Raw genomic sequence first — 14,402 nt, forward strand, 5'->3', positions numbered from 1 at the left:
AGCTAAATATGATTAACTCTAATGAGTATTATTATAAAAAAGATGAAAATTATGAGATTGTGGGTCTTTGCATGGAAGTACATCGATTATTAGGTCCTGGTTTACTCGAGATTGTTTATAAAGACGCATTAGAAATAGAGTTCAAAAACAAAAACATTCCTTACGAAAGGGAAAAAGAATACAATGTAGAATACAAGGGGATGATTTTACCTCATAAATTTTATGCCGATTTTGTAGTTTATGGAGATATTATTCTCGAAGTAAAATCAACAAAAGAAATTAGTAATGATCATCTAGCTCAAACATTAAATTATATGAAGTTAGCAGATACTCCCGTTGGAATAATCGCAAATTTTCAAAACAAATCGTTAGTTCATAAAAGATTGATAAACACATAAAAATAATTTGTATAATTTGTGGTAAAAACACTACAAAATTCTAATTTTCGCTTCGAACTAAGTCAAAAATTTTATCATGACCAAAAAAAACATAATCATCGCTATAGTTACTTTTATCATCGGATTTGGTTCTACATTCTATATTATTAGAACCTATTTCCCAAAACACAAAGTAGAAAAAACAGTTCCTGCAAAGGATACATTGACCAAAACCAAGAATTAAAAAAGTTTAAATAGTTTAAAATAGTTTAAGATTGTTTAATAGGATTCAACCCAAACAACTTTTAAACCTTTAAACAATTAAACCTTTAAACAAAATAAAATGGAAACAGTTCAATCAATAAAACAACGATTTGAGATTATCGGGAATGACCCGAAACTCAATCGTGCTATAGAAAAAGCCATTCAGGTAGCTCCAACTGACATTTCGGTATTGGTGGTGGGTGAAAGTGGCGTTGGAAAAGAAAGTATTCCAAAAATTATTCACTCGCTTTCACACAGAAAACACGGAAAATACATAGCCGTGAACTGTGGTGCAATTCCAGAAGGAACGATTGATAGCGAGCTTTTTGGCCACGAAAAAGGCGCTTTTACCGGCGCAACTTCCACTCGTGAAGGCTATTTTGAAGTAGCCAGCGGTGGAACCATTTTCCTTGACGAAGTAGGTGAATTACCGCTAACAACTCAAGTTCGTTTGCTTAGAATTCTTGAAAATGGAGAGTTTTTAAAAGTAGGTTCATCCCAAGTTCAAAAAACCGATGTGCGAATTGTGGCTGCCACCAATGTCAATTTATTTGATGCCATCGAAAAAGGGAAATTCCGTGAGGATTTGTATTATAGATTGAGCACCGTGGACATTACATTGCCTCCATTGCGCGATAGAAAAGATGATATTCATTTATTATTCCGAAAATTCGCCGCCGATTTTGCTCATAAATACAAAATGCCTCCTATCAAATTAGACGAAAATGCGATTCAATTATTGCAAAAATTCCGTTGGGGAGGAAACATTCGTCAACTGCGAAATGTGGCCGAGCAAATTTCAGTTTTAGAAACCAATAGAGACATTTCTGCCATAACATTGCAATCTTATTTGCCATCAGAATCGAGCAATTTGCCTTCTGTAATTAAGGATAAAAAAGCTGAAAATGATTTTTCGACCGAAAGAGATATTCTATACAAAGTGCTTTTTGATATGAAAAGTGATTTGCACGATTTAAAGAAGCTAACTTTGGAATTAATGAAAAACGGCTCTGCAAAAGCACAAGACATTAATGCTAATTTAATTCAAAAAATATACGGATCTAAGGAAACAGAAAGCGAAATTTCATTCGAAGAACAACCTGTAAGCACTATCTTTTCGGCTGAATCCAGAAGTTTGAGCACACCACAAATTCAAGAAAATAATTTTGTAGAAAACGAGGAAGATTTTCAATTTGCTGAAACTGTAGAGGAAGAAGAAATTCTAAAATTAGAGCAAAGAGAAATAGAAATGATTAAAAAATCATTAGAAAAAAACAAAGGAAAACGAAAAGCTGCAGCTGATGAATTGGGAATTTCTGAAAGAACTTTGTATCGAAAAATAAAACAATTTGATCTTTAAAAATTGAATATCTTTGAACCAAACTTTAGTAAACTGACCTGCACTTTTTTAAACACAAAATGAAGCACCTAAAATACATTATTGCTCTTTCGATACTTTTCACTTTCGGCGGATGCAACGTTTACAATTTCACAGGAACAGGAAAAATTGATGCTAAAACATTTCAAGTCAATTTTTTCCCCAATACAGCCGAGTTAGTGCAACCTGGAATTGACCGAACGTTTACCTTGGCGTTGCAAGATCTTATCCAAAATCAAACCAACTTAAACTTGGTTAAAAACGGTGGAGATTTAACTTATGAAGGAGAAATTGTAGATTACAGAATCACCCCCATGATGGCTACAGCTGATATTCAGGCAGCTCAAAACAGATTGACAATTAGAGTGAGTGTTCAGTTTACCAATAAAAATAAAGAAGCTGACAATTTCGATAAAACATTTGAATTTTTTAAAGATTATCCGGCAAAGGAACAACTAAGTGGATCAACTTTAGATGCCGCCGTAAAAGAAATTTTCGAAAGAATTACGCAAGACATATTCAACGAATCTTTAGCAAAATGGTAAAATAGTTGGCAATGTTCAGTTTTCAGACGAACGCGGAACACTAAACGCCAAACAATGAACAACTAATATGAACGTAACCGATTATACTTATTTAATTAACAAACCAGATACTATCAGCGAAAAGCAAACTGATGCTTTGGGAATCGTGCTGGATGAATTCCCGTATTTTCAAAGTGCTAGAGCGCTTCGTTTGAAAGGACTTTTTAATCAAAATAGTTTCCGGTATAATTACGCTCTAAAAGTTACCGCTTCACATACCACTGATAGAACCGTTTTGTTTGATTTTATCACTTCAGATACTTTTGTTGCTATCCAAAAAGGATTGTACGACAAAAAAGTCCTTGAACTTCTTGATATTAGTGTAGTTGATTGCGAAATAATTAAACCCGAAATACCTCTTGAGCCAAAAATAAATACCATAGAGCAATCTATTCTTACCACTATAAAAGAAGCTACAGGTATTGAGGAAGAATCAAATACGAAAATCGCCGAAGAAAATCTGGAAATTGGAAAACCCTTAGGATTTGCTAGAGACGAAAAACATTCATTTCAAGAGTGGCTTCAACTTTCAAGAATACAGCCCATCAATAGAGAACCTGAAACTAATAAAATCAATGAATTAGATCAAAAATCAGTAGCTAAAACAGTTCCTGTTGAAGATGAGAAAAAGAAAAAAGCTGAATTAATTGATAAATTTATTGAAGCCAGTCCGAAGATTTCACCCATAAAACAAAGTACCGAAACCGCCTTTCACATTGACCTAAATAAAAGCGACAATTCTTACTTAATGACCGAAACATTAGCAAGAGTATATTTGGAACAAAAAAAATATCTAAAAGCAATTCAAGCTTATGAGATATTAATTTTGAAATATCCAGAAAAAAGTAGTTTCTTTGCAGACCGAATCTCGGATATCAAGTCTTTACAACAAAATAACAATAATTAACAATGAGCACATTTTCGATTTTTTTAGCATTAATAACAATAGTTTGCTTCCTATTAGTGGTAGTTATAATGGTTCAAAACCCTAAAGGTGGTGGACTTTCATCCTCATTAGGTGGATCAACACAAATTGGTGGCGTACAAAAGACTACCGACTTTTTAGACAAAAGCACTTGGACCTTAGGAACCATATTAATTCTACTTATTTTACTTTCAAGTTTGAGTTTTGGAGGTTCTTTAGGAACTTCTGAATCAAAAATCATTGAAAAAACAGAAGCTATTACACCAAAAGCTGCAACTCCAGCTCCTGCAACTCCAGCTCCTGCAACTGAGCCAGCAAAATAATAGTAATCTATAAAAATATAGTAAATGCCAGCCTGTCAAAGCTGGCATTTTTTTTAGGAAAAAATGTCAGTTTTTAGGGGTTGGCACAATTTCTGAAATCTAAATATCCATCAAATTAATACTAACATTTATTATATCATTATGGCTTTAAATATTAAACCGCTTTCAGACCGTGTTCTTATTGAACCTGTAGCTGCTGAAACAAAAACTGCTTCAGGAATTTTTATTCCAGACACTGCCAAAGAAAAACCACAAAAAGGAACTGTTGTTGCTGTTGGAAATGGCACAAAAGACCACGAAATGACTGTAAAAATTGGAGACACCGTTCTTTACGGAAAATATGCTGGAACCGAATTAAAATTAGAAGGAAAAGATTATTTAATCATGCGTGAGGATGATATTCTTGCGATAATCTAAATTTGTTTCAAGTTTGCTTCGCCTGTTCACTATCGTTCGGGTCAGGTTTCAAGTTAGAATCCTGCAAAAAACTTTAAACTAAAAAAACTTTAAACTTTAAACTAAAATTAAAAATGGCAAAAGATATAAAATTTGATATTGAAGCACGTGACGGACTAAAACGTGGTGTTGACGCATTAGCAAATGCAGTAAAAGTAACTCTTGGACCAAAAGGTCGTAATGTAATTATTGGAAAATCTTTTGGCGGACCAAACGTTACCAAAGATGGTGTTACCGTTGCAAAAGAAATCGAATTGAAAGACCCATTAGAAAATATGGGAGCGCAAATGGTTAAAGAAGTAGCTTCTAAAACCAATGATTTAGCTGGAGATGGAACAACAACAGCAACAGTTTTAGCACAAGCAATTGTAAAAGAAGGTTTGAAAAACGTTGCTGCTGGAGCAAACCCAATGGATTTAAAACGTGGAATTGACAAAGCAGTTGAAGCTATCGTTGCTGACCTTGCCAAACAAGCTAAAGTAGTAGGAAGTGACTCCGATAAAATCAAACAAATCGCCTCAATTTCTGCAAATAATGATGATGTTATTGGTGAATTAATTGCCAATGCTTTCGCAAAAGTAGGAAAAGAAGGTGTAATCACTGTTGAAGAAGCCAAAGGAACTGACACTTATGTGGATGTTGTGGAAGGAATGCAATTTGACCGAGGCTATCTTTCTCCTTATTTTGTTACCAACGCTGAGAAAATGGAAGCAGAATTAGAGAATCCTTACATTCTTTTGTATGACAAAAAAGTATCTTCTTTAAAAGAATTGTTACCCGTTTTAGAACCAGTAGCACAATCAGGAAAACCATTGTTGATTATCGCTGAAGATGTTGATGGAGAAGCTTTATCGACTTTGGTTGTAAACAAATTGCGTGGTGCTTTGAAAATTGCCGCTGTAAAAGCTCCAGGTTTTGGCGACAGAAGAAAAGCAATGTTAGAAGATATTGCCATCTTAACTGGTGGAACTGTAATTTCTGAAGAAAGAGGTTATACTTTAGAAAACACAACCATCGAAATGTTGGGAACTGCCAAAAGAGTAAACATCGACAAAGACAACACTACAATTGTTAGTGGTGCTGGCGATGCCGAAATGATCAAAAACAGAGTCAACCAAATCAAAGGTCAAATGGATGCTACAACATCTGATTATGACAAAGAAAAATTGCAAGAACGTTTGGCTAAATTAGCTGGCGGAGTTGCCGTTCTTTATGTTGGCGCTGCTTCTGAAGTAGAAATGAAAGAGAAAAAAGACCGCGTTGACGATGCACTTCACGCTACTCGTGCTGCTGTCGAAGAAGGAATTGTTGCTGGTGGTGGTGTTGCTTTATTAAGAGCTAAAAATGCCCTATCAGAATTGAAAGCCGACAATGCTGACGAAGCTACAGGAATCAAAATTATTTCTCGTGCAGTTGAAGCTCCTTTGAGAACTATTGTTGAAAACGCAGGCCTTGAAGGCTCTGTTGTTGTTGCAAAAGTGGCCGAAGGTTCTGGAGATTTTGGTTACAATGCCAAAACTGACGAATATGTAGATATGCTAAAAGCAGGAATTATCGATCCTAAAAAAGTAACTCGTGTGGCTCTTGAAAATGCTGCTTCTGTGTCTGGAATGATCTTAACTACTGAATGTGCTTTGATTGACATTAAAGAAGAAAGTGCTCCACATCCAATGGGTGGTGGAATGCCAGGAATGATGTAATTCCAAGTACGAAGTACGAAGTACGAAGTTCAAAATAAAAAAACTCCGAAGTTTCAAAGCTTCGGAGTTTTTTGTATTTATAATTTCCAAGTAATAAAATTATTCTTTAGGATTTTGAAATCCGATTTTGGGGCCAAAAGTCTTCCAAAGCAAAATCTCTGTAAATCCTTCTTTGATAAAATTGGGTAATTCCCCAATAATCTTAAAACCAAAATCTGTATAAAGCTGAAGTGCTCTAGTGTTAAATGAAGAAACACAAATAAAAATAGTAGGCGAAATTTTTAAAATGCGTTCTTCGCAAAAAGTCAAAAGTTTTTTGCCAAGTCCTTTTCCTCTATAGTTCTCATTGATACAAATTGTTTGAATATATCCCTTAAAAGTCCCATCGATTTGAAGGATAACAAATCCAGCAATTACAGAATTAATTCTAATAACATAAACCTCTTTTGACGCTCCTGAAAAGGCTTGAACACATAAATTAAAGTCTATTTCTAGCGTAATCCACGGATCAGATTTTGCCATCATCAAGGCACAAAAATCAAAATCATCTTGATATGTAGTTTTCTCAATCGTCATTTTTTTCAATAGCTTTCATAAGTCTTTGAACTAGAATTCGCTCAAATATAATCATTTTTTGTAGCTTTGAAATCCTATGCATTCCTTATATGAAAAATCAAGTTTTCTCAGCTATTTTATTCGGCATTATCAGTTTGCCTCTCTTTTCTCAGACTAAAGACGAAACTATTTTTATTGAAAAAAATAAAATAGAATTAGCAACAACCCCTTCAGAAAGTATTATTAAAATTGCCAAAAGTTTTCTAGAAACTCCTTATGTAGCTTCAACATTAGAAATAAACGAAAACGAGCAATTGGTTTGTAATTTAAGCGAATTAGACTGCTTTACTTTTGATGAAAATGTTTTGGCATTATATCTTACCAAAAAGAAAAACTCCAATTCTTACAAAGATTTTCAAGAGATCTTAACACAATTGCGTTATCGAAATAACAAAATAGACGGTTATGCTTCGCGTTTGCATTATTTTACAGAATGGGTAAGACAAGCTGAAAAAAATGGCTATATCAAGGACATCACCTTAGAAATCGGTGGAGAAATCAGAAATAAAGAAGTTCATTTTATGAGTGAAAATCAAAAATTGTATCCTAAAATTAATGATGAAAAAACCTTAAAAACAATTGTCAAAAACGAGGAAAAAATCAACAAAAAACCGCTTTCACAAATAGAAAAGTCTAAAGTTGCCTCTATAGAAAGCAAGATAAAAGAAGGCGATTTTATTGCAATGACCTCAACTTTGGAAAGAATGGATTGCAATCACGTAGGAATTGCAATTCTTGTAAACAACCGAATCCACTTGCTTCACGCCTCTTCTTCACTAAAAAAAGTGGTAATTTCAGAAAAACCGCTTGCAGAATATCTTGAAGCCATTAAGAAAGATGCAGGAATTATGGTTTTGCAGGTTTTATAGAAATTGTGGATACTTTCTTTAAATAAAAGTCCAAAACACAACAACAAAAAATTCACCGCAAAACATTAAAAATTGTAACTAACATGGATAATTCAGTAACAAAATGGAGCGTATTCTTACTATGTATCATTGTGATTCCAAATAACATTGGAGGATGGCCAATTTTATTCGTTATTCTAGGCAGCATCATTTCAGCTATTACTTTCGAAAGCTCAGTTGTAGAATTGATTATTACATTTTTAATTGGGTTATCACTCTATTTTCTATTTTCAAAAAATAAATGGTTCAAAATAGGAGCCTATATTTTGATCTATTTGCAAATTTTATTTTTAGTAATACGAAGCGAGGCGAACCACGATCTAGTTTTGTTTTTTGTTTCTGCTTCACCCTATTTTTGTTGTTCAATTTATGATATTTATAAAACAAGTATTTATAGCGGCTTGAATTCAACTAATGAATGAAACTTTTCAGAAAAGAGTTGAAAACAGATTAATGTTTTTTTTATTCAAAACAAAGGTGCTATATCAGTTAATTGCGTTTGGCAACCGATGCACAACTTATTAAAAAAATCCTGCTCAAATTAAGAGCAGGATTTTACTTATAAATTCATTTTAAATTCAAAAAATATTTTGTACTTTTCTACAATCTTAAACCCCCAAAAATGAAACAACTAATTAGTGTTTTTGTATTTCTTATTGCAACAGGTTTTGGTTACTCGCAAAATGCAGATAACCAGCAAAAAATAAAAACCAATTTAGAAGATTATTTTCATTTCGAGAGAGAGAATATTCACGTACAATTCAACAAAACGATATACATATCTAACGAAAATATCGCTTTTAAAGGCTATGTTTTTAACAAACAGAGCAGTTTTCCCAACTTGAACACCACCAATGTACAGTTGGTCATTTATGATACACAAGGCCAAGTAATTCTAAAGCAATTACTCCACACTTCGCTAGGAACTTTTGAAGGAATTGTGACTTTAGACGAAAAGATAGCTTCAGGAAAATACCGTTTTCATTTTTACACCAATTGGATGAATAATTTTATGGAAGACGAATCCTTTGCTCAAAACATAGAGATAATCAACCTAAAGGAGTCTTATAATTTAAAAACAAATCAACCCGATTACAAAGCTGTTTCTATACTTTTTAACCCAGAAAGCGGTTCTTTTATTAAAGGAATCAGCAACACAATGGGTATTCAAATTAAGGATTGCAACGATTTAGGAATTCAAATCATAGAAGGATTAGTGGTAGATTCGAAAGGAAAATCCATCACAACTTTCTTTACCAACAAAATGGGTTACGGAAAATTTGAATTGACTCCAGATTCAAACGAAACCTACTCGGTAAAAATCGCAACAGACCAACTGAAAATGGAAAAACAATTGCCCAAAGTAACCAATTCGGGCCTTACCATAACCTACAATAACAATTTACCCAACAATATGTTGGAGGTTTCTGTAAAAACCAATTCGGATGGCGTGAATTTATACCAAAATAAAAATTACACTTTGCTCATTCATCAAAACGGAAAATACATTCAAAAAGAATTTAATTTTAATGACAAGAACCTAATCCAAATCCTAATTTTCGATAAAAATGAGTTGTCAAATGGGGTGAATAGCATTCGAATAATTGATGAAAATTTAAACGAAATTGCGGAAAGATTGCTCTATTTGAACAAGCAACCTAAAGAAATTCCAATATTGGAAACTCAATTTACAGCCAACGACAGCATCCACTTATTTGGGAAACTAAATACAAAAGTGGCTAATTTAAGTATCAGTATTTTGCCAATAGAAACGGCTTGTCTCGACCAGAAAAATTCAATTTTAGGAACATTAAATCTCAACGCTTATCTAGAAAAACCAGTTCTAAACAACTACATTTATTTTGACCGCCAAAACGTAACTAGGGCTTTTGACATGGAATTATTGATGCTCAATCAGACTAAAAGCAAATACTTTTGGAACAATATTATGAGCCATAAACCAATGGAATCCTATACATTTACCAAAGGAATTACCATCAATGGAACCATCGTAAAACCATTGAACCCAAAAACAAAATATAAAGTCGCATTAATCTCTTTGAAAAATAAAATTTTTGAAGAAGCAATCCTGGACAAAAACAACATGTTTAGTTTTGATAATTTTTTTGCAAGAGATTCTACAGCCTATCAACTAGAATTAATGAACGAAAAGAACCTAGCCATTGAAACAAAGATGATTGTCAACATTTTGAACAATGACCAACCTTTTTTAAAAAAACAAATTTTTGATGGTGCCAATTGTCAACCGATAAAAGATTTGAATAGAACTTTCGCCTTTTCGAATGCCGATTTAGAAAAAAAGAGAATTGCATTAAACGAAATTGTCGTTCAAAATAATTATAAAAAACCAATCTACATTCATCAAACCGAAATGAATAATCAGGCTGCAAAAGCCTATAAAATGGGAGAGACAGATTTTGGTTCGGTCTTGGACTTCATTGGCAGAAACGGTTATGTCACTGGAGTCGACCAAGAAAATTCGGCCTACGTTCGCAGTTCTAGACACGAATATTCTGGAAACGAAAGTGTAGCTACTCCAGCTATTTTTGTAGATAATTTTCAAATTTTCGATTTGAATGTTTTGTACGACCTTGATTTAATGAATGTCGATGAAATTTATATTGACAAAATAGGAACTTCCACTACTGCTACTGGAGGTTACGGAACAATTAGAATTTACCTAAAAAAAGGTGTCAATAATAGTTATTTGAAAAAGAAACATACAACTCTAATCGTGAAATCTGGTTTTGCAAAATCTAAAACATTCAAAAACATAGAATTTCCATTTTCGAGAGAATTTTATCTTTTTGGAACTTTGCAGTGGTCCCCAAGTGTGTTTCTAGATGCCAACCAATTTTTCGAAGTTTCCTTTCCTAAAATAAATCAAAAAGAGGTTTTAGTTGTGATTGAAGGGTTTACAATCGAAGGTCAATTAATCTCTGAAATAAAGAAATTAAGCACAATTGCAAAATAATAAATAACAAAAAAAACTCCGAAGTTTAAAAGTTTCGGAGTTTTTTCATAAATCTTTTATTCAATATGAACTCTTTTTTTGAATAATTTCCAAAGCACTGGAAGCGTTGTTACAAGCACAATTCCTATAACAATATATTCGATATGTTTTTTCAAATCAATACCGAATTTGTCTAAAAACATTGCTGACAAATAATGCCCTGCAAAAATCATACTGAAAGACCATAGGACAGAACCCAAAATATTATTAAACATAAATTTCTTTTTATCCATCGCAGCAATTCCAGCTACAATGGGTGCAAAGGTTCTGAAAATAGGTAAAAAACGAGCAAAAATAATGGCTTTCCCTCCATATTTATCGAAAAAATCTCTCGATTGTAAAAGGTATTTTTCCTTAAACCAAAACGTATCTTCTTTATTATAAAGATAAGTTCCGCCTTTCACTCCAAACCAATATCCTACCATATTACCAAAAACTCCTGCTGCTGAAACTAAAGCTGATAGCAATACAACATTCGCAAATTCATTGCCCACCGCAATCTGGCGAGTTAATAATTCGCTGTAAATCCCTGCTAAAAACAACAAACTATCTCCTGGAAGAAAAAACCCTGCAAACAATCCAGTTTCGGCAAAAATTATGAATAGGATTACTAACAATCCCATTTTTACTCCGCCAAATTCCATCAAAATATAAAATTCTGGATTTATTAGCTGCGTCCAATCAAAATTATTCATATAAATATTTTAAAAATTCTCGGTTGTGAAAGTAATTATAATTTAGCAAAACAGCACTATCAAGTCAATGGATTTGCAGTTTTTTAATAAATATTTAATAAAAACACCATTCAATTGAAAACTTAAACTAATCTCATAAAAAGGAATTCCAAAAATGTTGGAATTCCCTTTCTTACCTTGACTACCATCTATCATATTGACAACAACCTGGTAGTTTGTCATAACTTTCTTTGGTGGATTTAAACTCTTTAGTATCGTGTCCCACTTTTGCAATTGCAACTTCTACAGCTTTAATCGAGGTTTTCTCTTCATTAATTATCACATTTAGTTTATGAGAATCAATGTCCCAACTCGCCATTTTTACACCACTAACCGAAAAAGCTGCTTTTTGAATTCGGTTTTGACATTGTTCGCAATTGCCATTCACTTCTATGGTGTATTTTGCATTTTTATTCTTTTTAGTTTGTGCTTGTACAGAAAGTGTTACTACTAATAACATCATTCCTAAAAATAGATTTTTCATATTTTACTTTTTTAATTGTTATTGAAATTGATTTTTTGTCATTGTCATTGACATTGTTGTTATTTTATTTTGAATCGAAGTCCCGCATAGTACATTTGCCCAAAAACGGGCGCATATACAATAGATGCATCGAATGTTGAGCCAAAAGGATTTTCAGAACCTAAAATTGCTTTTTCTTGTTTGTAATTTCCAACGTTTTCTCCGCCAAAATACATTTCGAAAGTTGAAGAAAAAGTTCGAGTAATTTGAAAATTCATCAAAGAATAGGAAGGCGAATAAACCGGAAGTCTATCTTCTATTGGGTTTGATGCCGTTTCTGGCAGTTTTTGTTGTCCCATCCAGTTGTAAGTGAAATCAAATTTCCATTGTTTTCCTTTATCAGTAATATGAGTTTCATATCCTAAATTAGCAAAAAATCGATGTTTGGCTTGCAAAGGTCTTTCGCTACTTCCGCTCAAATAATCGGTTTGAATGTCATAATATTTATAAGCAGTTCGGATATCTAAATGTTTCACTAATTCTACATTAAAATCAATTTGCAAACTATTGGCAAACGATTTTCCGTTCAAATTGTAAAACAAAACTTGATGCGTTCCCGAAATTGCTGGAGCGGTATATAAATCGACAACTACTTGTTTTGTAAAATCGGTTTTGTAAAAATCAAAACCAATGTCGGAATTTCGTCCAAAAAGCTTAAACTTTTGATTAAAACTCAATCCGTAATTCCAAGCGATTTCAGGATCTAAACCATAAATTTTGCCGCTAGCATTCAAGACATCAAAGGTTCTTGAACTCGCAAAAAGCGATTGATTTTCAGCAAAAATATTGGCACTACGTTTCCCTCTACCAGCCGAAACACGTAAAGTAGCTTTCTCCCAAGGATTGTAACGAATGTGCAAACGTGGCGTAAAAAAAGTTCCCAATCGATTGTGATTATCCACTCTTCCACCCGCAATTAAACTGAAATTCGAAGCATTATCATACGTATATTCGAAGAAAGCTCCAATTGAATTATCAATTCTACTGTAATCATTCACATTGACAAATTCTTGGTATTTATCATAAGTAAAATTTAAACCTGTGGCGAATTTGTGCATCGTATTATTAATAATCGAGTTGAAAATTAAATTCGAATAAAAACTACTTTGCTTGATATTGTATTGATTTAGTCCATAATAAGAATCTTGATTATGACTGTTAAAAGCATTTTGAAAACCAAAACTTTGATACGGCATGTCTTTAAATACATAACCTACTTTCGACGAAACATCAAAGCGTTCTGTATTGATTTCAGAACCCCAAAAATTAGTTGTTCCCTTGTCTTTATTTGGGTCAAAATCGGTTTCACCTGCTTGTTTCTTATCATTCATATATCTGAAATTAATGAAACTCACCCAACCTTTCTCGGCATTATAATATTGATAACGGTTTAAAATATTGACTTGTTTTGCCAACGGATTATCCAGAAAACCGTCATCATTCATATCCTTTTTGGCCGTTCTTGCATTTCCGTGAACAAACAACGCACTTGACCATTTATCCGAAAGTTTGGCATTGAAATGCGTATTTAATTCAAACCGAGAATCGGAAGAGCCGTAAGCATTCAAGAAAAAAGGAATATTATTTATGGGTTTAATTAATTCGGTATTGATTTGTCCTGAAATACTTTCGTATCCATTGACAACACTGCCCGCACCTTTTGTGATTTGGATACTTTCAATCCAAGTTCCTGGTGTAAATGACAGCCCATAAGCTTGTGAAGCACCACGAACAGAAGGAATATTTTCCTCGTCAATCATCAAATAAGGGCTCGTTAAACCCAGCATTTTGATTTGTTTTGTCCCAGTCAATGCGTCCGAAAAATTGACATCTATTGATGGATTGGTCTCGAAACTTTCGGCGAGATTGCAACAAGCGGCTTTGAGTAATTCCTTGCTAGTTACCAATGTTGTATTTGCGGTAATCTTAGAGGATTTTTGTAAGCCTTTGCTTTTAGAAACTACTTTTACCACCTTTAATGTGTCCTGAGAATAGGATGTAAACGCACACAACAAGCTCAATAAAAGTATTGAAATTTGTTTTTTCATAAAAATTGATTTTAATGTTTTGTAATCAGAAATATCAAACCAAAAGAAGGTTTGATTTCAAAAAAAACATTAAAATCAGGCGTAGAAAACGTATTGATGGTATAATTTGAAAAGTGGTGGCGCGTTGGCATCACAATAATAAGAGAGGATGCAATTGCTTTCAAAATTTGAATATTCAGAGAAAACGATAGGATTCCATTCTTCGAATATAAAAGTAAAATCGGGCTGAAAAGAGATTGAACTTAAAGTTACTTTTCCAGATTTTTTCTGAAAATGAACTACTTTATCCTTGCAACAACTTTCTTTTTTGTTGACAATGTTTGAAGATTTTGGAGGACAACAACTTTCCTTTTTTAGACTTTGTACTTCTTTAGATTCTAAATATACGGGCTTGATAGAAGCTATTTTCCCTCCACAATAATGCACATCAATAGCAAATCCCGTATTGGAAACCAACAGGAATAAAGCCAATAAAAAACTGATGTGCTTTTTGAATTTCATAGTACAAATTTAAGTATTTAAATCCTTCCTAA

At 33.2% G+C, this 14,402-nt stretch carries 15 protein-coding genes; 10 read left to right on the forward strand and 5 right to left on the reverse strand.

From position 1 onward, the window contains the following. Window positions 1-8 precede the first annotated feature (8 nt). From C3L50_RS02395 to groL, 8 genes are all read left to right on the forward strand, one after another. Entirely contained in the window at window positions 9-398 is a 390-nt protein-coding gene (locus tag C3L50_RS02395; protein ID WP_103804528.1) for a GxxExxY protein, read from the forward strand. Between the two features lie 76 nt (window positions 399-474). Further along, window positions 475-621: a hypothetical protein gene (locus tag C3L50_RS16260; protein ID WP_165783954.1), complete on the forward strand. Its 147-nt coding sequence runs from the start codon at window positions 475-477 to the stop codon at window positions 619-621. Between the two features lie 99 nt (window positions 622-720). After that, complete coding sequence (locus C3L50_RS02400) at window positions 721-2,001, forward strand: sigma 54-interacting transcriptional regulator (RefSeq protein ID WP_103804529.1); 1,281 nt, start codon at window positions 721-723, stop codon at window positions 1,999-2,001. Window positions 2,002-2,060: 59 nt separating this feature from the next. Next, the gene (locus C3L50_RS02405) at window positions 2,061-2,564 is read left to right on the forward strand and encodes an LptE family protein (RefSeq protein ID WP_103804530.1); all 504 of its coding nucleotides are present in this window, start codon (window positions 2,061-2,063) and stop codon (window positions 2,562-2,564) included. A gap of 67 nt (window positions 2,565-2,631) precedes the next feature. Then, on the forward strand, window positions 2,632-3,510 hold the full coding sequence (locus tag C3L50_RS02410; protein WP_103804531.1) for a tetratricopeptide repeat protein: 879 nt from the start codon (window positions 2,632-2,634) through the stop codon (window positions 3,508-3,510). A 2-nt stretch (window positions 3,511-3,512) separates the two neighbouring features. Beyond that, window positions 3,513-3,851: a preprotein translocase subunit SecG gene (gene secG, locus C3L50_RS02415; protein ID WP_103804532.1), complete on the forward strand. Its 339-nt coding sequence runs from the start codon at window positions 3,513-3,515 to the stop codon at window positions 3,849-3,851. Window positions 3,852-3,992: 141 nt separating this feature from the next. Further along, window positions 3,993-4,268, forward strand: a complete 276-nt coding sequence (locus tag C3L50_RS02420; RefSeq protein ID WP_103804533.1) for a co-chaperone GroES — start codon at window positions 3,993-3,995, stop codon at window positions 4,266-4,268. Between the two features lie 113 nt (window positions 4,269-4,381). After that, window positions 4,382-6,007: a chaperonin GroEL gene (groL, locus tag C3L50_RS02425; protein ID WP_103804534.1), complete on the forward strand. Its 1,626-nt coding sequence runs from the start codon at window positions 4,382-4,384 to the stop codon at window positions 6,005-6,007. A 99-nt stretch (window positions 6,008-6,106) separates the two neighbouring features. Here the strand turns inward: groL and C3L50_RS02430 are convergent, their stop codons facing one another. Beyond that, entirely contained in the window at window positions 6,107-6,583 is a 477-nt protein-coding gene (locus C3L50_RS02430; RefSeq protein ID WP_133158841.1) for a GNAT family N-acetyltransferase, read from the reverse strand. A gap of 89 nt (window positions 6,584-6,672) precedes the next feature. Between C3L50_RS02430 and C3L50_RS02435 the strand changes: the two genes are divergently transcribed. Together C3L50_RS02435 and C3L50_RS02445 are read left to right on the forward strand one after the other, a co-directional pair. Then, a complete protein-coding gene (locus C3L50_RS02435) occupies window positions 6,673-7,491 on the forward strand; it encodes an N-acetylmuramoyl-L-alanine amidase-like domain-containing protein (RefSeq protein ID WP_103804536.1) in 819 nt (272 codons plus the stop codon). A 661-nt stretch (window positions 7,492-8,152) separates the two neighbouring features. After that, window positions 8,153-10,525: a hypothetical protein gene (locus tag C3L50_RS02445; protein WP_103804538.1), complete on the forward strand. Its 2,373-nt coding sequence runs from the start codon at window positions 8,153-8,155 to the stop codon at window positions 10,523-10,525. A gap of 56 nt (window positions 10,526-10,581) precedes the next feature. Here C3L50_RS02445 and C3L50_RS02450 read toward each other — a convergent pair whose 3' ends face one another. The 4 genes from C3L50_RS02450 to C3L50_RS02465 form a co-directional block, all read right to left on the reverse strand. Next, the gene (locus C3L50_RS02450) at window positions 10,582-11,259 is read right to left on the reverse strand and encodes a DedA family protein (protein ID WP_103804539.1); all 678 of its coding nucleotides are present in this window, start codon (window positions 11,257-11,259) and stop codon (window positions 10,582-10,584) included. 181 nt (window positions 11,260-11,440) lie between these two features. Further along, entirely contained in the window at window positions 11,441-11,782 is a 342-nt protein-coding gene (locus tag C3L50_RS02455; RefSeq protein WP_103804540.1) for a heavy-metal-associated domain-containing protein, read from the reverse strand. A 59-nt stretch (window positions 11,783-11,841) separates the two neighbouring features. Then, entirely contained in the window at window positions 11,842-13,869 is a 2,028-nt protein-coding gene (locus tag C3L50_RS02460; protein ID WP_103804541.1) for a TonB-dependent receptor plug domain-containing protein, read from the reverse strand. A 75-nt stretch (window positions 13,870-13,944) separates the two neighbouring features. Then, the gene (locus tag C3L50_RS02465; RefSeq protein ID WP_103804542.1) at window positions 13,945-14,370 is read right to left on the reverse strand and encodes an HYC_CC_PP family protein; all 426 of its coding nucleotides are present in this window, start codon (window positions 14,368-14,370) and stop codon (window positions 13,945-13,947) included. Window positions 14,371-14,402: the final 32 nt, after the last annotated feature.

This window comes from Flavobacterium alvei, from assembly GCF_002920895.1.
Taxonomy (GTDB): domain Bacteria; phylum Bacteroidota; class Bacteroidia; order Flavobacteriales; family Flavobacteriaceae; genus Flavobacterium; species Flavobacterium alvei.

Coding starts and splice junctions, on each gene's coding strand:
- C3L50_RS02395 (WP_103804528.1), top strand. CDS start 9: ATGATTAACTCTAATGAGTATTATTATAAAAAAGATGAAAATTATGAG.
- C3L50_RS16260 (WP_165783954.1), top strand. CDS start 475: ATGACCAAAAAAAACATAATCATCGCTATAGTTACTTTTATCATCGGA.
- C3L50_RS02400 (WP_103804529.1), top strand. CDS start 721: ATGGAAACAGTTCAATCAATAAAACAACGATTTGAGATTATCGGGAAT.
- C3L50_RS02405 (WP_103804530.1), top strand. CDS start 2,061: ATGAAGCACCTAAAATACATTATTGCTCTTTCGATACTTTTCACTTTC.
- C3L50_RS02410 (WP_103804531.1), top strand. CDS start 2,632: ATGAACGTAACCGATTATACTTATTTAATTAACAAACCAGATACTATC.
- secG (WP_103804532.1), top strand. CDS start 3,513: ATGAGCACATTTTCGATTTTTTTAGCATTAATAACAATAGTTTGCTTC.
- C3L50_RS02420 (WP_103804533.1), top strand. CDS start 3,993: ATGGCTTTAAATATTAAACCGCTTTCAGACCGTGTTCTTATTGAACCT.
- groL (WP_103804534.1), top strand. CDS start 4,382: ATGGCAAAAGATATAAAATTTGATATTGAAGCACGTGACGGACTAAAA.
- C3L50_RS02430 (WP_133158841.1), bottom strand. CDS start 6,583: ATGACGATTGAGAAAACTACATATCAAGATGATTTTGATTTTTGTGCC.
- C3L50_RS02435 (WP_103804536.1), top strand. CDS start 6,673: ATGAAAAATCAAGTTTTCTCAGCTATTTTATTCGGCATTATCAGTTTG.
- C3L50_RS02445 (WP_103804538.1), top strand. CDS start 8,153: ATGAAACAACTAATTAGTGTTTTTGTATTTCTTATTGCAACAGGTTTT.
- C3L50_RS02450 (WP_103804539.1), bottom strand. CDS start 11,259: ATGAATAATTTTGATTGGACGCAGCTAATAAATCCAGAATTTTATATT.
- C3L50_RS02455 (WP_103804540.1), bottom strand. CDS start 11,782: ATGAAAAATCTATTTTTAGGAATGATGTTATTAGTAGTAACACTTTCT.
- C3L50_RS02460 (WP_103804541.1), bottom strand. CDS start 13,869: ATGAAAAAACAAATTTCAATACTTTTATTGAGCTTGTTGTGTGCGTTT.
- C3L50_RS02465 (WP_103804542.1), bottom strand. CDS start 14,370: ATGAAATTCAAAAAGCACATCAGTTTTTTATTGGCTTTATTCCTGTTG.